Below are 21536 nucleotides of genomic sequence, written 5' to 3'. Positions count from 1 at the left end.
CAAAAGGTTGGCTGGAAACGGTTCGTTGTCCGAAGAGACGTATCCGGTATCCGGACCATTCACCTTTGTGTGCAAGGGGGGTCCGCGTGTGGTGGAACGGTTGGTACCGGTTGCTAACCCTTGGGTAACAAGAGGCGTCGTTCACCCGAACGGCATTTACCGTACGGGTGTTTGTCGTACTGTTTCCCGGTGCGACAGATGTTCGTTGCCCGGGGAAGCAGCGGACAAGCGCCACCGACATAGACCACGTGCCAGGGGGGCCCATGAGGCATGTCCATTTTCCTGCGCAAAGAGTGGCCGCGGCGGCCGGGGATGCGGACGGGCCCCTGGACGCCCCAGCGCGGCGCATCGGTGACAAGGCCCGCTGGTACCTGCCCGCCGCCGTGGCCGCCGACTTCGCCGGCGCCGCCGTTCCCGTCGGCCTGGTCTTCGACGCGGCGCAGCAGGCCAGGCCGGTGTACTGCGCCCTGGGCGCGGCCCTCGCGTGGACGGGCGTGCAGGCGCTGCGCCGACGTTACGCCACCCGCGCGCTCGGAGAATCCCGCGGTGTGCTGCCGATGGTGCACGACTGGCTGATTCTGATCGGCGTCCTGGCCGTCGCCCGGGTGGTCACCGGGGAGAGCACCCCGCGGCTGGCCGCCCTCGGGGCGCTGCTGCCGGCGCTGCTCGTCACCGTCGCCTGCCGGAAACTGATCTACCGTCACCTGTTCGCGGCCCGGCGCGCGGCCCAGGCCGTCAGCCGGGTGCTCGTGGCCGGGGAGCCGGCCGCCGCCGATCACGTCATCGCGCACCTCGCGGCGCGCACCGACCACCCGTACGTGGTCGTCGGCGTGCTCCCGGTCGGCGAGGGCTCCCTGGAGGGCGGGGTGCCCGTCGCGGGCCGGCTCGGCGCGCGGATGCCCGAGGTCCTGGCCGAGGACTCGGCCGCCGTGCTCGGGGCCGTCCGCAGCCACCACGCCGACCTGGTGCTGGTGGTGCCCGGGGCGCGGATCGCGGGGGAGCGGCTGCGCCGGGTGGCGTGGGCGCTGCACGACGAGGGGCTGGAGATGGCGGTCTTCCCCGGCCTGGTGGAGGTCTCCGTCAAGAGGCTGGAGACCCTGTCCGCCGGCGGGCTCGCCGTGCTGCGGGTCGCCCCGCCCGTGCGGCGGGGGGCGCAGGCCCTGCTCAAGTCGGTGCTCGACCGGGTCGCGGCCGCGGCCGGACTGCTCCTGCTGTCACCGCTGTTCCTCGGGATCGTGCTGGCCATCCGCCTCGGCTCGCGCGGCCCCGCCTTCTACAGCCAGCGCCGGATCGGGCGCGACGGGGTCCCGTTCGTCATGTGGAAGTTCCGCACGATGGTGGTGGACGCCGACCGCCTCAAGGCCGAGCTGTCGGGGTCCAACGAGAACGACGGGCTGATGTTCAAGATGCGCAGGGACCCCCGGGTGACCCGGGTGGGCAGGCTGCTGCGCCGCACCTCGCTGGACGAACTCCCCCAGCTGTTCAACGTCCTGACGGGCAGCATGTCCCTGGTCGGCCCGCGCCCTCCGCTGCCGGAGGAGGTGGCGGAGTACGGCGAGGTCGAGCTGCGCCGGCTCACGGTACGGCCCGGGATGACGGGGCTGTGGCAGATCAGCGGACGCTCCGACCTCTCCTGGGACGAAACGATTCAGCTTGATCTCCAGTACGTGGACAACTGGTCCTTCACCAGCGATGTCGACGTCATGGGCCGTACCCTCCGGGCCGTCGTCGACGGCCGCGGAGCGTACTGAGGGGCCCGGGTTGAGATCAGTCCTGCTCCAGCCACCACCGGTAGGTGGAGGCGATGCCGTCGCGCAGCCCGATGCCGGGCTTCCAGCCCAGCGCGGTCAGGCGGGAGACGTCCAGCAGCTTGCGCGGGGTCCCGTCCGGCTTGGACGTGTCCCAGGCGAGCCGCCCCTCGAAGCCGGTCACCTCGGCGACCGTCTCCGCCAGCTCCCGGATGGTCAGGTCCTCGCCGCAGCCGATGTTGACGGGCTCGTCCCCGTCGTAGCGCTCCAGCAGCACCGCGCAGGCGGCCGCCAGGTCGTCGACGTGGAGGAACTCCCGGCGCGGGGTGCCGCTGCCCCACAGCGTGACCTCCTCGCGGCCCTCGGCGGCGGCCTCGTGGAAGCGCCGGATGAGCGCGGGCAGCACGTGCGAGGACTCCAGGTCGAAGTTGTCCCCGGGGCCGTAGAGGTTGGTGGGCATGGCGGAGACGTACGAGGCGCCGTACTGCTTGCGGTACGACTGGACCTGCACGATGCCCGCGATCTTGGCCAGCGCGTAGGCCTCGTTGGTGGGCTCCAGCGGCCCGGTCAGGAGGGCGTCCTCCGTGATCGGCTGCGGGGCGAGCTTGGGGTAGATGCAGGAGGAGCCCAGGAACAGCAGGCGCCCCACACCGGCGGCGTGCGACCCGCCGATCACGCTGAGCTGGATCCGGAGGTTGTCCTCCAGGAACTGCACCGGGTAGGTGCTGTTGGCCATGATCCCGCCGACCTTGGCGGCGGCCAGCACCACGGCGTCCGGGCGGACGTCCCTCAGGTACGCCTCCGTCGCGGCGGCGTCGCGCAGGTCGAGGTCGGCGCGGCCGCGGGTGAGCACCTCGTGGCCGTCGGCGGTGAGGCGGCGGACGACCGCGGAGCCCACCAGGCCGCGGTGTCCGGCGACGAAGACACGGGCGTGCGGGGGCAGGAGCGGCTGCGGATTAGTCATACCGCCGATGATGCCAGTCCGCCGACGCGCGCCGACCCGGACTTACGGCGTCCCGCCCGCCGCACCGACCACACAGACCGCACACCGAGGCGCAGCCTCACACGCAACAGCAACAACGGACCCCAGGGGGACCCATGGGCAAGACCGCACTGATCACCGGCGTCACCGGACAGGACGGCTCGTACCTCGCCGAGCTCCTGCTCTCGAAGGGCTACACGGTGCACGGACTCGTGCGGCGGTCCTCCAGCTTCAACACGGAGCGGATCGACCACGTCTACCAGGACCCGCAGACGGCGAACCGTTCCTTCGTCCTGCACCACGCCGACCTCTCCGACGGCGTGGCGCTGGTGAACCTGCTGCGCGACATACGCCCCGACGAGGTCTACAACCTCGGCGCCCAGTCCCATGTCCGGGTCTCCTTCGACGCGCCCCTCTACACCGGCGACGTCACCGGACTCGGCGCGCTGCGGCTGCTGGAGGCCATCCGGGCCAGCGGCGTGGACACCCGCATCTACCAGGCCTCGTCCTCGGAGATGTACGGCTCCACCCCGCCCCCGCAGAACGAGGACACCCCGTTCCACCCGCGCAGCCCGTACGGCGCCGCGAAGGTCTTCGCGTACTGGACGACGGTCAACTACCGCGAGGCGTACGACATGTTCGCCGTCAACGGGATCCTCTTCAACCACGAGTCCCCGCGCCGCGGCGAGACCTTCGTGACCCGCAAGATCACCCGCGCGGTGGCCCGGATCAAGGCCGGCCTCCAGGACCACCTCTACCTCGGCAACCTCGACGCCGTCCGCGACTGGGGCTACGCGCCCGAGTACGTCGATGCGATGTGGCGGATGCTCCAGCAGGACGAGCCGACCGACTACGTGGTCGCCACCGGAGTCGCCGCCACCGTGCGGGAGTTCGTCGAGTCCTCCTTCGCCCACGCCGGCCTGGACTGGAACGAGCACGTCCGCTACGACCCCAAGTACGAGCGCCCCAGCGAGGTCGACGCCCTCATCGGCGACGCCTCCAAGGCGCGGGAGATCCTCGGCTGGAAGCCGACGGTCCTCGTGCCCGAACTGGCCCGCATCATGGTCGACGCGGACATCCGACAGGTCGAGGACCAACTGGCGGGCGCGACCGTCCGTATCGACCGCTGAGGCCGTATATTTCGCCTACGATTTGCCGTGTCTCGGTCATGTCCGCGATGCTCCGCGGTCCTGACCGGGGCAAACCTGCCGTATGTCCTCGTGCGCCCTCTGTTCTGAACCCTGTTGATCCCAAGTTGGTATGCAGTGGGTCAAGTGAGGTGACCGGGCCTTCGCCTGCGTCCTAGTCTGCGCCGGGTACACATGGCTGTTCGTACAGTTCCAGCCATCAGACCGGGCGATTGCCCTGGGGGGTTCATGCGTAGATCCAGAGGGCTGACTGCTGCCCTCGTCCTGTCCCTGGCCGGTGCCGGCACCGGCCTGGGCGTCGTGCTGATGCCCGCGGCGTCGGCCCTCACGCCGCCGGTGGCGTTCACCGCCGACGAGCTGCCCACCTGGCAGCCGAACGGCGTCGTCTTCGCCATGGCCGAGGCGAACGGCACCGTCTTCGCCGGCGGCACCTTCTCGGCCGTCACCCCGCCCGACGCCGTCGGCGGCACGGAGCAGGAAGCCGTGAACTTCGTGGCGCTCGACGCCGCCACGGGCAACCCCACCTCCTGCAAGCTGGCGTTCACCGTCGGCGACGGCACCGCGACCGTCCGCGCGCTGGCCGTCTCCAAGGACGGCAAGACCCTCTACGCGGGCGGCTACTTCGGCGCCGTCAACGGCACCCCGGTCTCCAGCCTCGCGGCCGTCGACATCGAGACCTGCACCCCCAAGGCCTCCTTCCACCCCGGCGTGCCCGCCACCGTGCGCGCCCTGGAGGTCACCGACGACACCCTCTACGTCGGCGGCGACTTCGGCACGGTCGAGGGCCAGACCCGCGAGCGGTTCGCCGCGGTGGACGCCTCCTCCGGCGCCCTCAAGCCCTTCACCGCCAACGCCGACGAGCCCGGCCGCGCCATCAAGGTCAGCAACGACGGCAAGAAGGTCCTGCTCGGCGGCGACTTCTTCACGGTCAACGGCTCCAACTCGCACGCCCTGGCCGTCGTCGACGCCACCACCGGAGCGGTCGCCAAGACCTACTCCACCATCCCGTCGAACTCGGTCGTCAAGGACATCGCCGCCGACGCCACGGGCTACTACACCGCCAACGAGGGCTCCGGCGGCGGCGTCTTCGACGGACGCATCGGCCTGAACACCGACTTCAACGAGAAGTGGCGCGACCGCTGCCTCGGCGCGACCCAGTTCGTGCTCCCGTACGACGGCGTCCTCTACAGCGCCTCGCACGGCCACGACTGCTCCACCGAGCTGGAGTTCCCCGACGGCAAGCGCAACTTCCTGATGGCCCAGCCGACCGACCACACCGGCGCCGCGCCCGCCCCCGTGGACGGCTTCGTGCGCGGCCCGCGCAAGCTCGGCTGGCACCCGACCGCCAACGACGGCATCGGCGAGGGCATCGGCCCGCGCGTCATGGCCGTGGCCGAGAAGTCCAGTGTCAAGTACCTCTGGGTGGGCGGCGAGTTCACCCAGATCAACGGCAAGCCGCAGGCGGGCCTGACCCGCTTCGCCAACACCGGTGACGTCGGCGCGCCCACCACCCCGGTCGCCAGCGCCGCCGGCACCAAGCCCGGCGAGGTCCAGGTCCGCTGGCGCACCAGCTACGACCAGGACGACAGCAAGCTGACGTACCGGATCTACCGCAACGGCTCGGCCACCCCGATCCAGACCATGACCGCCGACTCCCTGGAGTTCGAGCGGCCGCAGGCCTCCTGGACCGACACCACGGTCAAGGCCGGCCAGTCCTACACCTACCGGGTCACCGCGACCGACGGCGCCGGCAACACCAGCGCCCTGTCGGCGACCGCCTCCGTGACCGTCCCGACCTCCGTCCAGGCCTACCCGGACAAGGTCCGCGCCGACGGCGCCAACCTCTACTGGCGCTACGACGACACCGTCAGCCCGTACGTGGCCGACTCCTCCGACGGCGGCAACACCAGCGGCATCCAGGTCAACGCCCCGGCGCTGAACCAGAGCCCCGGCGCCGTCAGCGGCACCAGCACGGCCATGGGCTTCAACGGCACCAGCCAGCAGGTGTACAGCGACCACCGCCAGTTCGTGGGCAGCAGCTTCACCGTCGAGACCTGGTTCAAGACCAACACCACGCGCGGCGGCAAGCTGATCGGCTTCGGCAACAACACGGTCAACAACAGCGGCTCCTACGACAAGCAGCTGTACATGACCAACACCGGCCGCCTCGTCTTCGGCGTCTACAACGGCTCGACCCGGACCATCTCCACCGGGCTGTTCGAGACGTACAACGACAACAAGTGGCACCACGTGGTCGGCACCCAGGGCCCCGGCGGCATGACGCTCTACGTCGACGGCCAGAACAAGGGCACCAACAGCGCGACCAACTCCACCCCCTACGCCGGCTACTGGCACGTGGGCGGGGACAACCTCAGCAGCTGGCCGACCCGTCCGACCAGCAACTTCTTCGCCGGCCAGATCGACGAGACGGCCGTCTACCCGACGGCGCTCACCCAGGCCCAGGTCAAGTCCCACTACGACCTGGCCAAGGCACCCACCGACACGGTCTCCAAGGTCCCCGCGGCCGAGGACACCTACATCAACCAGGGCGCCCCGACGACGGCCTACGGCACCTCCACGCAGCTCGCGGTCCGCGGCACCTCCGCGTACGAGTCGTACCTGCGCTTCACCCTCCCGGCCGCCCCGGCCGGGCAGGTCCTGAAGGCCGCCTCGCTCCAGTTCAAGACCTCCACGCAGACCGGTGCGGGCACCACCGACACCGTCTCCGTGGTCCCGGTCACCGGCACCTGGAGCGGCGCGGGCACGACGTTCACCACCAAGCCCACCCTCGGCACCACCCCGCTCGGCAGCATCGCGGGCGTGCCGGACGGCTCGGCCCTCCAGAGCGTCGAGCTGGACACCACCGCGCTCTCCGCGGTGCTGGGCAGCAGCTACAGCCTCGGCCTGACCAGCACGGGCACCGACGCGCTGTGGCTCTGGTCCTCGGAGTCGACCGCCGCGGACGCCGCTCCGCAGCTGATCCTCACCTTCGGCCAGAAGTAACCACCTGAGGACGTACGGGGCCCGGCGCTCACACCGCCGGGCCCCGTACGCCTTCTCGTCCCTCGGGAGCCCCTGATGCACGTTCGCTCCGCGGCGACCGCCGCCCTCCTCCTGGTCTCCGCCCTGGCCCTGACCGGATGCAGCTCCTCCGGCGACACCAAGGCCGACGCGGGCCCGGCCAAGCCGAAGCCCCCGGCCGCGTCACCGGCCCCCGACCCGGCGGACGCGGGCCCGTCGGCCGCCCCCGACCCGAACGCCAAGCCGGCGGGCCCGGTCCTCCCGGACGCGAAGCTCACCCCGAAGACGGGCAGCTTCAAGGAGAACGAGAAGAAGTACCTGAGCGGCCGCGTCCCGGAGAAGACGGACCCGGCCGCCGTCCTCCAGACAGGCCAGGAGACCTGCCAGCGGGTGGAGCGCACCGCGAAGCGCGACAAGGACGCGGCGGCCGCGTCGATCGCCTCGGGCGAGGTGACGGGCGCCAGGGACGCGATCACCTTCCTCTGCCCCGACCAGAAGCCGGTCCTGGACGCGGCCCAGAAGGGCTTCGGCGACGGCTCCCGCGCCAACCCGGCCGCGGGCACCTACCGCGCCCTCACCCAGACCGCCACCTGCACCTGGGAGGCCAAGTCCAAGGACGGCGCTGTCCTCGCCTCGGGCCCGGAAGCCCCGCCCAAGCCCGGCGACCGCATCACGGCGACGATCCCCGCGGGCGCGGCGGAGTTCACCTCGACGAACTGCTACGCCTGGCTCCCCGCCTGAACCGCCCCACCCCCACGACGCCGCCGCACCCGCCCCGGGTCCGGCGGCGTCCGCACGTCCCTCAGCCCCGCCGGGCGGCGTCCTCGTACACGCCGAGCAGGGTGTCCAGGACCGAGTCCATGGAGAAGGACTTCGCCGCCAGCTCGCGGGCCGCGGTCGACGCCGCGGTGTTCGCGGCCGGGGACAGGAGGTCCAGGACGGCCTCCGCCACGCCCTGCGGGCCCGGGTCCACCGCCCGGCCGGCGCCGGACGCCGCGATGTCGCGGGCCAGGCCGTTGGAGTGGGTGACCACCGTGGGGACTCCCACCGCCAGGGCCTCCAGGACCGACATGGGGAACGGTTCGTCCACCGAGGGCAGGACGTAGACGTGGGCGCGGCGCAGCTCCGTGAGGACCTCCGCGGTGGAGAGGGCGCCCGGGACCGTGAAGCGGTCCGCGAGGCCCAGGGCGGCGATGCGGGCGCGCACGGCGGCGAGTTCGCCCTCGTCCGGGCCCGCCACCACGAACTGCGCGTCCGGGTGGACGGCCAGGACCGCCGGGGCCGCGTCCACGAAGTCCACCGGACGCTTGCGGGCCTGGAGGCGGGCCGAGTACAGGATGCGGGGCGGGCCGCCCAGCGGCGGCCGCTCCTCCTGCGACGGGGTGCCGTTCACCAGGCGGACCGCCTGGGAGAGGGGCGGGGTGCCGACCACCGCGTCCAGGCCCGCGCGCTCGTGCGGGGTCAGGTACAGCACCGCGTCCGCGCCGCGCAGCAGGCGGCGTACGGCCACCGCGTCCAGGACCTTCGCGAGGAGCTTCCCGCTCGGGTCCACCATCCCGTGCGTCTGGAGGACCAGCGGCCTGCCCGCCCGCAGGGCCGCCAGCGCGACCGGCAGGGTGACCAGGTCGCGGGCCAGGTGGACGTGGACCACGTCCGCGTCCCGGACCAGACGCGACGCCGAGGCCAGCAGGGCCGGCGAGGTCATCCCGCTGAAGCCCAGCGGCAGCAGGCGGCGGGCCGGGAACAGCTTCGCCGGGACGCCCTCCACCGACGTCGGCCAGGGGTCGAAACCCTCGCCGAGGGCCACGAGCCGCGCCTCGTGGCCCCGGTCCCGCAGCCCCTGGGCCAGGTTCAGGGCCACCCGCACCGGGCCGCCGAAGGCGTGCGAGGGGGAGTGGAGGGTGACGGCGTGCAGGATCTTCACTGGGGCTCCTCCACCGGGCGGCGGCGGCCGTCCTGGGTCTGCAGGGTCAGGGCGGGGAGGTCCTGGTGGACCACCGAGCCGGCGCCGGCCACCGCGCAGCGGCCCACCGTCACGCCCGCCAGCACCGTCGCCCGCACGGCCACCCACGCGCCGTCCTCGACGGTGATCGGGGCGTTGCGGTAGCGGAAGTCGGCGGCGCGGTGGTCGTGCGAGCCGGTGCACAGCATCGACTCCTGCGACAGGCACACGTGCGCGCCGATCTCCACCGGCTCCAGGTTGAGCAGCCAGACGCCCTCGCCGATCCAGGTGTGGTCGCCGACCTTCAGCTTCCACGGCCACAGCACGCGCACCCGGTGGCGGATCAGCACCCCCTCGCCGATCTCCGCCCCGAACGCCCGCAGCAGCGCCACGCGCAGCCGTGCCGGGCAGAACCAGGCCATGAACAGGGTGTTCATCACCGCGAACCACAGGGCCTGCGCCAGCAGCCCCCGCCCCTTGTCGTATCCGCCCAGCGTGAAGGCAGGAAGATTGCGCACCGGTCGCCCCCGTCGTCCCACGCGCCTCCCCTGGCGCGGAACGCTCAGATTAGACTGCGCGCGGATCACGCACATGGGGTGGGGGCAAAGGTGGCTACGGACATACGCACGCCCAGCGTGAAGGAGGCGCCGCCGACACCCGGGGACGAGGCGCAGTGGGGGCGGGTCACCACCCCGCGCACGCTGCTCTCCCGGGCGCTGTCCGTGCCGCTCGCGCTCGGATTCACCGTCTTCCTGCCGGTGTTCGTCGCCGCCCAGTCCGGCGACGGCCAGGAGGACGCGGCCTTCTGGCTCCAGCTGCTGCTCACCATGTACGCGGGCGCCCGGCTCTCCGCCATGGTGCTGACCAGCCGCCGCAAGCTCCTCCAGGGGTCCTTCTGGCTCTTCGTCTACATGGCGATGGGCGTGGCGCCGCTCGCCCAGGCCGTGTTGGGGAGGGTGCCGACGCCGGTCGTCGGGCCGCGCTCCGACCTCACCCTCGCCATCGGGCTGGTGCTCCTCGGCTGCGCCGCCTTCGACGTCGGCGTGCTGCTGGCCCGCCACCGGCCCGCGGGCCGCGCGGGCGGCTCCCCGAAGGAGCCCCGCCCCGTCATGGCGCACCGGCGGCGGCTCCAACTCCTCACCGTCATCGCCTTCGTGTGCAGCACGGCGTTCATCCTCAAGCTGGGCGGCCCCGCCGTCTTCTTCTCCAGCCGCCAGGAGATCATCGCCGGCATCCAGGACGCGGGCGTCTCCAACGGCGACGGGCAGGCGGGCCAGGCCCTGCTGCGCGGCTTCGGCACCGTCCCCGCGCTGCTCGCCATGCTGCTGTACACGCGCTGGCTGATCACTTCGACGTACGCCCGCCGCAAGGTGTCGGTCATCGTCACCTGGGCGGGGCTCCTCGCCCTCAACCTCGTCGTCAACAACCCGGTCTCGAACCCGCGCTACTGGTTCCTGACCGTCATGTTCGCGATGCTGTTCACCCTCTTCCCGGTGAGCGCCGCCATGTACCGCGTCGCGCTGTCCATGGCCGTGGTCGTCGCCCTCCTCGTCTTCCCCTTCGCGGACCGCTTCCGCTACGACGAGAAGAACTACAAGCCCGTCGAGACGACCTCGTTCCTGGAGCCCATGGCGCTCAAGGACTACGACCAGATCGGCATGTTCGCGAACACCATCACCTTCGCCGACTCCGGCCCCGGCCACTCCTACGGCCGCCAGCTCGCCGGGTCCGTCCTCTTCGCGGTGCCCCGCTCGGTGTGGCCGGGCAAGCCGCGCGACACGGGCGTGATGGTCGGCCAGTGGATGGGCACGGTCAACACCAACCTCTCCTCCCCGGTCTGGGCGGAGCTGTGGCTGGACTTCGGCCCCCTGGGCATGGGCGCCGGCCTGCTGGCCATCGGGTACGCCGCCGCGCGCGTCGACCGCCGCTACGCCAGGCGCGCCACGCGCAGCTCGCCGCCCGGGAGCCTGATCTCGGTGGTGGTCCCGCTGGTGGCCGGGTACTCCTTCATCCTGCTGCGCGGGCCGCTCCTCCAGGCCTCGGGCCGGGTCGCGATCGCCGCGATGTGCCTCGCGCTGGTGGCCACGTACCGCACGGACCCGAACACCACCCTGCGCCGGTGATCCCGGGCATGCGGGGCCCGGGCCGGGCGCGCAGCATGGAAGCAGTGCGGGAGCAGCCCACGCCCCCGTACGCCGGGAGCCCCGCATGGACCACCGCCCGCTGGCCGCCCGGCGCCGGGCGGCCCCCGCGGTCGCCGCGGGCGTCCTGGCCGCCGTCCTGGCCGCCGCGGCGGCCGGTGCCGCGCCCGCCTTCACCGGCGGCAACCACGAGGAGGTCACCCGGGCCGCGCTGCCCTGGCAACCGCTCACGCTGACGGCGATGGCCGACGCCCGCGACGGGGCGGTCAACGCCGACGACCGCCACCCCTACTTCGACATCGGCCCCCTGCACTGCGACAACGCCGACTACCTCGCCCCCCGCTACGACCCCCGGTACCCCCGCTCCCGGGCCGAGGCCACCGACGAGCTCCTCGCCTGCATCCGCTCGGCCGTCGTCCGCTTCCGCAGCGGGGTCCGGGCCGCCGACGGCCTCGTCGACGCCGACGGCCGGGTGCGCGCCGACCAGAGCGACCTGTCCACCCCCTGCACCTGGACCGGGCGCTCCGACCGGGCCAAGTGCGCGGTCCTGGAGCAGCTCGGCCGCGGCTGGCACCAGATCGAGGACTTCTACGCGCACTCGAACTGGGCCGACCGGGCCGCCCCGGGAGAGATCGGCACCGACAACCCGCCCGGCCTGGGGCGCACCGGCGTGGCGCCGTTCCTCGACATCCGCCGCTACAGCACGATGAAGGACGCCGACTGGATCCGGCAGGTGCGGGAACTGATCCCCGCGGACCTCACCACCGGCTGCTACCCCGACGCCGATTCCACCGGCGCCAGGAGTCTCGACTGCCGCGGCCGCGTCACCCACAACCGGGCCCTGAACAAGGACACGGCCGGGTCCGTCCGCTCGCGGACCGACGACGACTTCCGCCGCGCGACGGCCGGAGCCACCGCCGAGATCACCCGCCAGTGGAAGGGCTTCGAGGCCGCACTGCGCGCGGCGTACCCCGGGCACCGGCGCGGCGAGCGGATGATCTGCGCGCTCACCCACGACACCCCGGCCACCGCCTGCGCCTGACGCGCGGGGCCGGCGAGGCTACGCCGCGTCCTGCGCGGCGGCCGGTGCCGGGACCGGGGCGGGCGGCTCCAGCCGGGCCACCCGCAGCCAGCCCGCCGCCGCCTTCGCGGCCGAGCCCAGGGCCAGGCCCCAGGCAGCCCCGGCCACGCCCCAGGCGGCGTACCCGCCCAGCAGCAGGGCCACCGACAGCAGCGAGAACACCACCTGCAACGACAGGGTGGCCTTCGGGTTCAGCACGCGCAGGGTCAGCAGCGCACAGGTCCCCAGGCCCATCACGGCGTACTGGGCGCCCGTCGCCGGCAGGAGCGCGGAGGCCGCCTCCCAGGTGTCGCCCAGCAGCTGCCGGCCCAGCCGGTCCGGCAGCGCGTACAGCACGGCCGCCCACCCGGCGCCGACCACGGCGAGGGCGGCGCCCGCCAGGGCGGTCAGCCGGACCACGCCCCGCTTGCCCGCGGCGCGCCCGACGATCGGCGGCCCGAAGGCGTTCGCCGAGTTGAACAGCACGTTCAGCGGACCGAACAGGGTCGTGGCCCCGCGCAGCGCGCCCACGGCCAGCGGGGTCGCGAAGGCCCCGAGGCCCAGCACCGCGAGCTGGCTGGAGCCGTTGCCCACGGCGAACTCGACCACGAACCGCTGCCCGAGGTGCCCGCGCCGCAGGTACGGCCGGACGTCGGCACGGGCGCCGCGCACGTACGGCCGCAGCAGCCACAGCCCCAGCCCCAGCGCGGGCAGCGCGGACAGCCCCCACACCAGCACCAGCCGTCCCGCGGAAGCCCCCTGCGGCTGCACGGCCAGCGCCGCGACCACGCACACCAGCCGCAGCGCGTCGGCGGCCAGTGCCCGCTCGGGCACCCGCAGGGCGGAGAAGCAGTACCGCAGCCCGTCCTGGACGAGGACCGGCGCCAGGACGAGTCCCAGCGCGGCGAACGCCCATCCGGCGTCCGCCGGCACCAGGGGGCCCGCCGCGGCCAGCAGCAGCCCCGCCACGGCGGCCGCCCCGGCCGTGAACAGCACCGACGAGCGGCACACCGCCCCCAGCCCCGGGCCCTTCTCCAGCACCACGGTCTGGCCGACGTAGGCCATGTTCAGCCCGAGGAGCACGCTGAAGGCCACGTACACCATCGAGAAGTCGGCGAAGCCCGACGCCGAGGACAGCCGGGCGGCCAGCACCAGCACCAGGATGTTCGTGGCGCTGGAGGCGGCCTGGTCGAGGACCGAGGAGACCGCGGCGAGGCCCCGCCGGCTCACCTCCGGCCCGAACGGACCGTGCGCAGGGCCACGGTGTCGCCGCCCTCGCCGGGGAGCCGTCCCCCGGCCGCGTCCGCCTCGCGGGCCGGCGGGGGCTGCACGGCCTCCGGGGCGGGGGCGGCGGACGCCGCCTTGCCCTTGCCGCGCTTCTCGCCCGGCAGCGGGGAGTGCAGCACCGCGCCCAGCACGGTCCCGCCGGCCCCGCTGATCAGCTCGCGGATCCGGGCCAGGTCGCTGCGGTGCACCGCGCGCGGGTCGCAGACCACCAGGACCCCGTCGACGCGGTCGACGAGCGCGAGCGCGTCGGCGTACGAGAGCACCGGCGGCGCGAGCACGACCACGGTGGAGTTGGGGGAGTCGGCCTCGGAGATCAGCCGGGTCGCGCGCGGAGAGGTCAGCGCGCGGGCCACGTTGCGCACCCGGTCGCCCGGGATCAGGTCGAAGGCGCCCGACTCCCCGGCGTCCACCACCAGCTGCCGTCCGTCCGGCCAGTCGGACTCGGGCCCGCCCGTACCGGGGCCGCCGGTCATCTGGCTCCAGCGCGGCCGCCCGCCCGCGTCCGTCGGCAGCTGGCTGGCCAGCACCGGCGTGCGCAGGTCGGCCTCGATCAGCAGGACGTCCTTGCCGGTCTCGGCGAAGGAGGCGGCCAGGTTCACGGCCACCGCGGCGGCCGTCTCGCTGCTGCCGCGCGGCGCGACGACCAGCAGCCGCCGCCGGTCGGCGAAGCGCGCGTCGTAGGCCAGCCGGAAGGCCACGGAGCGGTACTCCTCGGCCAGCCGCGGATCGGCCTCGCCGGCCGCGAGCAGCGGACCGCCGCCCGTCTTGTCCCGCGGCAGGTAGCCCAGGACGGGTGCGCGCAGGGCGCGGGCCACGTCGCCCTCGGAGCGCGGCGCCGGGTCGAAGACCAGCCGCACCCAGGCGGCGAGCAGGCCGAGGGCCAGGCCCGTGGCCGCGCCGAGCGCGAGCGACATGGGGATGCCCGGGCCGTCGGCGGCGGCGGGCGGGGCCGCCGGGCTGGTGACCCGTCCCGGGGTCATGTCCAGGGCCTGGAGCTTGGTGATGTTGTTGTTGAGCGTGTTGACCTTGCTCTGGAGGTCGGTCTTGGAGCCCAGCGCCGCGTCGCGGGCCGCGCCCGCCGGCATGGCGTTGATCTGCTTGGCCAGGTCGTCGAGCTGCTTGGCGACGGGGTCGCGCTGGTCCGCGTAGCCCTTGACCATCGTGTTGCGGGTGACGTCGAGGGCTTCCTGCCGCTTGTGCAGGTAGGCCTGGGCCATGCCGTTCGCACGCTTGGCGGCCTCCTTGGGGGAGGAGGCGGTGTAGGTGAAGCGGAGCACCATCGTCTGCGGCGGGTTGGTCACCTGGAGGCCGGCGCGCAGCGCGGGCACGCCCTTGTCCGGGACGCCGAGGGTCTTCGCCGCCTGCTCGGCTATGGAGCTGGAGAGGGCGACCTGCCGCTCCGAGCCGATGTTGATCGCCTTGTCGGGCGCCAGGCTCGGGTTGAACGGGTCGTCGGTGGGGGCCCGCAGCACCACGTCCGCGACCGACACGTAGGTGTCCGCCGTGGAGATGCCGAGGTAGACGCCGCCCAGCAGGCCGATGCCCACGCCGGCGCCGAGCAGCCGGCGGTAGCGCAGCAGCTGCCGGAACTGGTCCCTCAGGAGGTCCGGTTCGTCCTCGGGCGGGGCCGCTGCCGGGCGGTTCGTCTCGGTCACGACTGGGGACCCCCAAGTGCTTCGTCGATCAGTGCGTCGATGCGGGCCAGGCCCGCTTCACGGCTCAGGTGGGCCGCCACGTGGACGGGACCGGCCGCGCCCAGCGCGTCCGCGCCCTCGGGGTCCTCCACCAGGGACCGGACGGCCCCCAGCAGGGCCTCGGGGTCCTCCGGCGGTACGAGCACCCCGGCGCCCGAACGCTCCACCTCCTGGGCGGTCCCGCCCTGCGCCGCGACGGAGGCGACGACGGGCCGGCCGGCCTGGAAGTAGGAGGTGAGCTTGGACGGAACGCTCATGTCCAGCACGGCCGCGTGCTGCGTGACCGCGAGCACGTCCGCCGCGGCGAGGATATCCGGGAACTCCCCGTCGGCGGCAGGGGGGATGATGTCCAGGTTGGGCACGTCGGCGGCCAGGGCCGCGAGGGCCGCGCGCTGGCTGCCGTCGCCCATCAGGACGAAGCGGACGCGGGGGTCGAGCCGGGCGGCGCCGACGAGGACCTCCAGCCCCTGCTTGAGGCCCATGTTCCCGGAGTGCAGCACCACGGTCTGGTCCGGCGCCCAGCCCAGGTGGTGGCGGGTCTCCCCGCGCGGCCGGGTGGGCCGGGGGACGTGCGACCAGTTCGGCACCAGGCGGATCCGCGCGGGGTCCACGCCCATGCCGACGACCCGTTCCACGAAGGTCTCGTGGATGACGCCGACCAGCGCGGCCCGCTTGAGGGCGTACGCCTCCGCCCGCCCGGCCAGCGCGGCCGCCTTGTCCCCGCCGCTGATCCCGCTCTGCGCGGCCGCGGCCCCCATCAGGTCCTGGACCACCGGGACGAACGGGACCTTCCAGCGGGCGGCGAGCCGCGCCGCGAGCACCCCGCCGGCCAGGCTGGGCATCTGGGCCATCACCGCGTGCGGCCTCGGCATCCGGGGCGGGGCCGCGGCACCGTGCAGCAGAATCGATCCTTCGAACAGGGCCCGCTTCACGGCGGTCTGCTGCGCCGGCACGGTGTGCGCACGCCGGTGCACGGTGACCCCGGCGCGCCGTTCGGTGCGCCGCAGCGCCCCTTTGTACTCGGGTTCCAGGGACCAGGCCGGGTAGTGCGGCATGCCCGCGAGGACGTGGGTGTCGTGGCCGGTGCTCGCCCAGTGCTCCGCGATCTGGGTGGCGTACGGGCCTATGCCCGCGTGCTCCGGGGCGTAGTTGGTGGAAACCAGCAGCAGCCGCCGCCGGTGGCCGGATGTGGACACTGGACGTCCCCTTCTCCCCTGGATGATGCGCACGTCACCCTATGCGTTCACCGTCGGGCAGTGGAACGTGCGCGCTATTGTCTGGTCATTCCGCCGCACCGGGGGGTGCGGCCTGTGGGGGGGTAATCGATGACGGAGCATCACATGTCCGATGCCGCGCGGTCCGCGCGCCGGCCGTACCGGGTGGGCTACGCCCCCGGTGCCTACGACCTGTTCCACATAGGACACCTCAACATCCTCCGGCACGCCCGCAGCCAGTGCGACTACCTGGTGGCGGGCGTGGTCTCGGACGAGATGGCCGAACTGGCCAAGGGGCGCCGCCCGATGATCCCGCTGGTCGAGCGGCTGGAGATCGTCCGCAGCGTCAAGTACGTCGACGCCGCCTTCGTCGAGACGGTCCCGGACAAGGTCGAGACCTGGAAGCAGGTCCGCTTCGACGTCATCTTCAAGGGCGACGACTGGCGGGGCACGCCCAAGGGGGACAGGCTGGAACGGGACTTCGCCGCCCACGGGGTCGACGTCGTCTACTTCCCCTACACCGTGCACACGTCCAGCACCCAGCTGCGCCGGGCCCTGGACGCCCTCGCCCAGCCGCAGGCCGTCCCCCTGCACCAGCCGCCGGCCGGCCCCCTCACCGCCGAACGGCGCTGAGCTCCCGGAACCACTTCGCCAGGAACGCCAGCAGGAACAGCACGGCGACCGCGCCCAGGCCCGCGTACGCCCAGCGGAACAGCGTCCCGCCGCCGAGCAGCAGGAACACCAGGCAGAACACCCCGTAGTCCACGGGGAGCAGCGCCACCGCGCGCAGGGTCGACGGCGCGGCGGCGGGGCTCCCCGGTGCGGCCTTGGGCTTGAGCTTCTCGGTGAGCAGCCCGCCGAAGAAGGTGACCACCGCGGCGAACTGGAAGCCCAGCGGCACCAGCAGCCAGCCGTCCGGGCCCGTGCCGTAGGCGTCGGGGAAGCGGTAGAAGGCGATCAGCACGCAGGAGTGCAGCGCGGTCAGCTTGGCGGCGTCCACGACGTGGTCCAGCCATTCGCCCGCCGCGCTGCCGCCCCCGCGCAGCCGGGCCAGCTGTCCGTCGGCGGAGTCGAAGGCGAAGCCGACCGCGAGCGCGGCCCACACGGCGATCCCCAGCCCCCACGAGGGCGCGGCCAGGGCGACCGCCGCCACGGCGGCGAAGCTGAATGCGGCACTGACCAGCGTCACCTGGTTGGGCGTCAGCCCCAGCGCGTACGAGCCGGCGGCCAGGTACCGGCCGGCGGGCCGGTTCACGAACCGGGAGTAGAGCGACACGCCCTTCGCCGTCTTCTGCGCCCCGCGCAGCTCCCGCAGCGCCGTCCCTGCTCTGCCCATGCGTACTCCTGTTCGTGTGCCCGTGTGTTCGTGTGTTCACGGGAAGGGCACATCATCGCAGGGTGACCGAAGGATTCCGCTCCGGATGTACGCGGACGTCCGGAATCGGCCGCTTGTACCTCCCCTCCGCGGCCCGGCCGCCCCCTCAGCCCGCCACGCGCAGCAGCAGCACCGACCGCGCCGGCACCGTCAGCGGCCGCCCGCCCCGGTGCCGGGTCCCCGGCGCGGCCTCCTGGTCCTCCCGCGAGGTGTCCAGGACGAGGTCGTACTCCCCGGCCCACGGCGGCCCCGGCAGCACCCACTCCACCGGCCGGTCCCCGGAGTGCAGCAGCGCCAGGAAGCTGTCGTCCGCCACCTGCCGCCCCCGCTCGTCGCGCCCGGGGATGTCCCGCCCCGACAGGTACAGCCCCACCGCGGACGCCGGCGCGTACCAGTCCCGCTCCGTCATCTCCGCCCCCGCCGGGGTGAACCAGGCCAGGTCCCGCAGCCCGTCCGCGCCCTGCGCCCGCCCCGAGAAGAATGCCCGCCGCCGCAGCACCGGATGGGCCCGGCGCAGCGCCACCAGCCGCCGGGCCAGCGCGAACAGTCCGCTCCACGCCGGATCGGAGAGCAGCGACCAGTCCACCCAGCCCGTCTCGTTGTCCTGGCAGTAGGCGTTGTTGTTACCGCCCTGGGTCCGCCCGAACTCGTCCCCCGCCACCAGCATCGGCACGCCCGTCGACAACAGCAGCGTGGTCAGCAGGTTGCGCAGCTGCCGCCGGCGCAGCGCGGCGATCCGCGGATCGTCCGTCTCGCCCTCGGCCCCGCAGTTCCACGACCGGTTGTCGTTGGTCCCGTCCCGGTCGCCCTCGCCGTTCGCCTCGTTGTGCTTGCGTTCGTACGACACCAGGTCGCGCAGGGTGAACCCGTCGTGCGCCGTCACGAAGTTCACCGAGGCGTAGGGCCGCCGCCCGCCCCAGGCGTACAGGTCGCTCGACCCCGACAGCCGGTACCCCAGGTCCCGTACGTCGGGCAGTGCGCCCCGCCAGAAGTCCCGCACGGCATCGCGGTAGCGGTCGTTCCACTCCGTCCACAGCGGCGGGAACGCCCCCACCTGGTAGCCGCCCGAGCCCACGTCCCACGGCTCCGCGATCAGCTTCACCCGGCGCAGCACCGGGTCCTGGGCGATCACCGCGAGGAACGGCGACAGCATGTCCACGTCGTGCATGGACCGGGCCAGCGCCGCCGCCAGGTCGAAGCGGAAGCCGTCCACCCCCATCTCCGTGACCCAGTACCGCAGCGAGTCGGTGATCAGGCGCAGCACGTGCGGCCGCCCGGCGTGCAGGGTGTTCCCGCAGCCCGTGTAGTCGGCGTAGCGGCGCTGGTCGGACTGGAGCCGGTAGTAGCCCCGGTTGTCGACGCCCCGCAGCGACAGGGTCGGACCCAGCTCCCCGGCCTCCGCCGTGTGGTTGTAGACCACGTCGAGGATGACCTCGATCCCCGCCGCGTGCAGCGCGCGCACCATCCGCTTGAACTCGCCCACCTGCTGCCCGGCGGTCCCGCTGGCGGAGTAGCCGGCGTGCGGGGCGAAGTAGCCGACCGAGTTGTAGCCCCAGTAGTTGCGCAGCCCCCGCCGGAGCAGGTGGTCCTCGTGCGCGAACTGGTGCACCGGCAGCAGCTCCACCGCCGTCACCCCCAGCCCCACCAGGTGCGCCACCGCCGCCGGATGCGCCAGCCCCGCGTAGGTGCCGCGCAGCTCCGGCGGAACACCCGGATGGCGCATGGTGAACCCGCGCACGTGCAGCTCGTAGATCACCGAATCGGCCCAGGGCGTCTTCGGCCGGACGTCGTCCGCCCAGTCGTCGTCATCGTGGACGACGACCCCCTTCGGGACGAACGGCGCCGAGTCCCGGTCGTCGCGCACGGTGTCCGCGATGTACTGCTGGGGCCAGTCCCGGACGTGCCCGTACACCTCCGGCGGCAGCGAGAAGTCCCCGTCGACGGCCCGCGCGTACGGGTCCAGCAGCAGCTTCGCCGGGTTGTACCGGGCCCCCGTCCAGGGGTCCCAGCGCCCGTGCACCCGGAACCCGTACCGCTGCCCGGGCCGCACGCCCGGCACGAAGCCGTGCCAGATCTCGTGCGTCAGCTCGGTCAGGGTGCAGCGGGTCTCCGTGCCCAGGGCGTCGAACAGGCACAGCTCCACCGCCTCCGCGCCCTGCGCCCACAGCGCGAAGTTGGTGCCCGCGACCCCGCCGGGGCCCTCGTGGAACCGGGCCCCCAGCGGGTGCGCGGACCCCGGCCACACCGCCGGCCCCGGGTGCGCGGCCGCCCGCAGCACCCGTGCCTGGACGCGGTCCCGTACGGCGTCCATGTCCGGGCCGCCCCGGGGGGCGGCCTCGGTGGTATCGCTGGCGGCGGCATCCACCGCCTCTTGCTCGGCTGCGCTCGACACTGCCCGCCTCCACGGCTCCTGGGTACCGGCGGGGGAGTGCGGCCCGGCGTCCCGGCCGGGGCCCGCCCCCGTCTGGTCCTTCCCACTGTTCTGCCCTGACTGCCGTACCCGGAACGTGTCCGGCCCTCACGTTTCCCCCGGAGGGCCCCGGTCGTTGGACGGGACGTGACACTTCTGACGAGGCGGGCAGGGGCGGGATGGGCCGCCGTGGCGGTGTGGGCGGCGCTGCTGGGCGGGCTCACCGGCTGCACCGGGGACGGCGGGTCCCCGGTCGAGGTGGCGCTGCCCGGCAAACCCCGCTCGCCCGACGAGGCCATCCGCATCACCCCCGCCGACAACGCCAAGGGGGTCCCGGCCGACGGCCCGCTGAGGGTCAACGTCCCGGAGGGCCGGCTGGAACGGGTCGTGGTCACCAAGGTGGAGGACGCCCAGCAGGAGCAGGTCCCCGGGTCCATCGCCGCGGACGGGCTCAGCTGGAGCCCCGACCCGGAGGCCGGGCGGCTCTCGCTCGCCGCCAAGTACACCGTCGACGCGGTCGCCCTCGACGGGCACGACCGCCGCCAGGCCCGCCACACCACCTTCACCACCTATGTCCCCGAGGAGCGGTTCATCGGCTACTTCAAGCCCGAGAACCGCTCCACCGTCGGCACCGGCATGATCGTCTCCTTCAACTTCAGCCGGGGCGTCAAGAACCGCGCCGACGTCGAACGGGCCATCACCGTCACCGCCGAACCGGCCGTGCCCGTCGTCGGCCACTGGTTCGGCTCCGAGCGCCTGGACTTCCGGCCCCGGGAGTACTGGAAGCCGGGCACCCAGGTCACTGTGCGGATGAAGCTGCGCGACGTCGAGGGCGCGCCGGGGGCGTACGGCATCCAGGACAAGAGCATCCGGTTCACCATCGGCCGCTCCCAGGTCTCCACCGTCGACGCGGCGGCGCACACCATGGAGGTCCGGCGCGGCGGCGAGCTGCTGTCCACCATCCCCATCAGCGCCGGGGCCCCGAAGAACACGACCTACAACGGCAAGATGGTGGTGACGGAGATGTTCGACGTCACCCGGATGAACGGCGCCACCGTCGGCTTCACCAGCGACGACGGCAAGGGCGAGTACGACATCCCCGACGTCCCGCACGCCATCCGGCTCACCGCCTCCGGGACCTTCCTGCACGGCAACTACTGGGCCAGCCCCGACACCTTCGGCACCACCAACACCAGCCACGGCTGCGTGGGCCTGCGCGACGACAAGGGCGGCGGCTCGGACACGCCGGCCGGCTGGTTCTTCGACCGGACCCTGATCGGGGACGTGGTGGAGGTCGTGAACTCCCAGGACAAGACCGTGGCGCCGAACAACGGGCTGGGCGGCTGGAACATGTCCTGGGCCGACTGGGTCGCGGGCTCCGCCATCAGCTGACCGGCGCCGCAATCGAGTGATCGTCGGACCGGAATGCCGTAGCCGGGGAGTGTCGTCCGTCCGCCACACCGGGCCCCGCCCGCAGCCTGGCAGGGCCATCAGCGCAGGCGATGGCCCGATTT

16 protein-coding genes are annotated in these 21536 nt (G+C 73.2%); 8 read left to right on the top strand and 8 right to left on the bottom strand.

All coding sequences use genetic code 11. The features are described from left to right. Positions 1-263: 263 nt before the first annotated feature. Positions 264-1751: a sugar transferase gene (locus AB0469_RS16030; protein ID WP_366451993.1), complete on the top strand. Its 1488-nt coding sequence runs from the start codon at positions 264-266 to the stop codon at positions 1749-1751. Between the two features lie 16 nt (positions 1752-1767). Here AB0469_RS16030 and AB0469_RS16025 read toward each other — a convergent pair whose 3' ends face one another. Continuing rightward, positions 1768-2712: a GDP-L-fucose synthase gene (locus tag AB0469_RS16025; RefSeq protein ID WP_366451992.1), complete on the bottom strand. Its 945-nt coding sequence runs from the start codon at positions 2710-2712 to the stop codon at positions 1768-1770. A 134-nt stretch (positions 2713-2846) separates the two neighbouring features. On the opposite strand from AB0469_RS16025, the gene gmd reads away from it, so the two are divergent. From gmd to AB0469_RS16010, 3 genes are all read left to right on the top strand, one after another. Next, positions 2847-3860 (top strand): GDP-mannose 4,6-dehydratase, encoded by a 1014-nt coding sequence (gene gmd, locus AB0469_RS16020; RefSeq protein WP_366451991.1) that lies wholly within the window; start codon positions 2847-2849, stop codon positions 3858-3860. Between the two features lie 246 nt (positions 3861-4106). Continuing rightward, a complete protein-coding gene (locus tag AB0469_RS16015) occupies positions 4107-6881 on the top strand; it encodes a LamG-like jellyroll fold domain-containing protein (protein ID WP_366451990.1) in 2775 nt (924 codons plus the stop codon). 75 nt (positions 6882-6956) lie between these two features. After that, complete coding sequence (locus AB0469_RS16010) at positions 6957-7640, top strand: hypothetical protein (RefSeq protein WP_366451989.1); 684 nt, start codon at positions 6957-6959, stop codon at positions 7638-7640. A gap of 61 nt (positions 7641-7701) precedes the next feature. On the opposite strand, the gene AB0469_RS16005 is transcribed toward AB0469_RS16010, so the two are convergent. Together AB0469_RS16005 and AB0469_RS16000 are read right to left on the bottom strand one after the other, a co-directional pair. Next, complete coding sequence (locus AB0469_RS16005; RefSeq protein ID WP_366451988.1) at positions 7702-8823, bottom strand: glycosyltransferase; 1122 nt, start codon at positions 8821-8823, stop codon at positions 7702-7704. Then, complete coding sequence (locus AB0469_RS16000) at positions 8820-9359, bottom strand: WcaF family extracellular polysaccharide biosynthesis acetyltransferase (protein WP_366451987.1); 540 nt, start codon at positions 9357-9359, stop codon at positions 8820-8822. The genes AB0469_RS16005 and AB0469_RS16000 overlap by 4 nt, the downstream gene beginning before the upstream one ends. A gap of 90 nt (positions 9360-9449) precedes the next feature. On the opposite strand from AB0469_RS16000, the gene AB0469_RS15995 reads away from it, so the two are divergent. Next, positions 9450-10964 carry a hypothetical protein gene (locus tag AB0469_RS15995; RefSeq protein WP_366451985.1) on the top strand — a complete coding sequence of 505 codons (1515 nt, stop codon included), beginning with the start codon at positions 9450-9452 and terminating at the stop codon, positions 10962-10964. A gap of 85 nt (positions 10965-11049) precedes the next feature. Next, positions 11050-12024 (top strand): hypothetical protein, encoded by a 975-nt coding sequence (locus AB0469_RS15990; protein ID WP_366451984.1) that lies wholly within the window; start codon positions 11050-11052, stop codon positions 12022-12024. An 18-nt stretch (positions 12025-12042) separates the two neighbouring features. Here the strand turns inward: AB0469_RS15990 and AB0469_RS15985 are convergent, their stop codons facing one another. Genes AB0469_RS15985 through AB0469_RS15975 form a run of 3 tightly spaced genes read right to left on the bottom strand, consistent with a single transcriptional unit; the run spans position 12043 to position 16186 of the window. Further along, positions 12043-13272 (bottom strand): hypothetical protein, encoded by a 1230-nt coding sequence (locus tag AB0469_RS15985; RefSeq protein WP_366451983.1) that lies wholly within the window; start codon positions 13270-13272, stop codon positions 12043-12045. Then, positions 13269-14984, bottom strand: a complete 1716-nt coding sequence (locus AB0469_RS15980) for a lipopolysaccharide biosynthesis protein (RefSeq protein WP_366451982.1) — start codon at positions 14982-14984, stop codon at positions 13269-13271. Before AB0469_RS15980 ends, AB0469_RS15985 begins: the two co-directional genes overlap by 4 nt. Further along, positions 14981-16186, bottom strand: a complete 1206-nt coding sequence (locus tag AB0469_RS15975; protein ID WP_366452099.1) for a glycosyltransferase family 4 protein — start codon at positions 16184-16186, stop codon at positions 14981-14983. Before AB0469_RS15975 ends, AB0469_RS15980 begins: the two co-directional genes overlap by 4 nt. Positions 16187-16363: 177 nt before the next feature. Between AB0469_RS15975 and AB0469_RS15970 the strand changes: the two genes are divergently transcribed. Then, complete coding sequence (locus tag AB0469_RS15970; RefSeq protein WP_042809112.1) at positions 16364-16870, top strand: adenylyltransferase/cytidyltransferase family protein; 507 nt, start codon at positions 16364-16366, stop codon at positions 16868-16870. On the opposite strand, the gene AB0469_RS15965 is transcribed toward AB0469_RS15970, so the two are convergent. Further along, positions 16851-17573 (bottom strand): CDP-alcohol phosphatidyltransferase family protein, encoded by a 723-nt coding sequence (locus tag AB0469_RS15965; RefSeq protein ID WP_366451981.1) that lies wholly within the window; start codon positions 17571-17573, stop codon positions 16851-16853. The two genes, AB0469_RS15970 and AB0469_RS15965, sit on opposite strands and share 20 nt — an antisense overlap. Before the next feature lie 145 nt (positions 17574-17718). After that, on the bottom strand, positions 17719-20004 hold the full coding sequence (gene glgX, locus AB0469_RS15960; protein WP_366451980.1) for a glycogen debranching protein GlgX: 2286 nt from the start codon (positions 20002-20004) through the stop codon (positions 17719-17721). Between the two features lie 174 nt (positions 20005-20178). Here glgX and AB0469_RS15955 point away from each other — a divergent pair, with 174 nt between their 5' ends. Next, on the top strand, positions 20179-21414 hold the full coding sequence (locus tag AB0469_RS15955; RefSeq protein WP_366452098.1) for an Ig-like domain-containing protein: 1236 nt from the start codon (positions 20179-20181) through the stop codon (positions 21412-21414). The last annotated feature ends 122 nt before the right edge of the window (positions 21415-21536 follow it).

Source organism: Streptomyces sp. NPDC093801 (genome assembly GCF_040701585.1).
In the GTDB taxonomy this organism is placed as follows: Bacteria; Actinomycetota; Actinomycetes; order Streptomycetales; family Streptomycetaceae; genus Streptomyces.
The sequence above is the reverse complement of the archived record's forward strand: the minus strand, read 5'-3'. Positions and strand labels throughout refer to the sequence as shown.

What these genes read in the sequence shown, in the direction of transcription:
- AB0469_RS15990 (WP_366451984.1), top strand. Translation starts at nt 11,050, where the DNA reads ATGGACCACCGCCCGCTGGCCGCCCGGCGCCGGGCGGCCCCCGCGGTC.
- AB0469_RS16025 (WP_366451992.1), bottom strand. Translation starts at nt 2,712, where the DNA reads ATGACTAATCCGCAGCCGCTCCTGCCCCCGCACGCCCGTGTCTTCGTC.
- AB0469_RS16010 (WP_366451989.1), top strand. Translation starts at nt 6,957, where the DNA reads ATGCACGTTCGCTCCGCGGCGACCGCCGCCCTCCTCCTGGTCTCCGCC.
- gmd (WP_366451991.1), top strand. Translation starts at nt 2,847, where the DNA reads ATGGGCAAGACCGCACTGATCACCGGCGTCACCGGACAGGACGGCTCG.
- AB0469_RS15965 (WP_366451981.1), bottom strand. Translation starts at nt 17,573, where the DNA reads ATGGGCAGAGCAGGGACGGCGCTGCGGGAGCTGCGCGGGGCGCAGAAG.
- AB0469_RS16030 (WP_366451993.1), top strand. Translation starts at nt 264, where the DNA reads ATGAGGCATGTCCATTTTCCTGCGCAAAGAGTGGCCGCGGCGGCCGGG.
- AB0469_RS16015 (WP_366451990.1), top strand. Translation starts at nt 4,107, where the DNA reads ATGCGTAGATCCAGAGGGCTGACTGCTGCCCTCGTCCTGTCCCTGGCC.
- AB0469_RS15970 (WP_042809112.1), top strand. Translation starts at nt 16,364, where the DNA reads ATGTCCGATGCCGCGCGGTCCGCGCGCCGGCCGTACCGGGTGGGCTAC.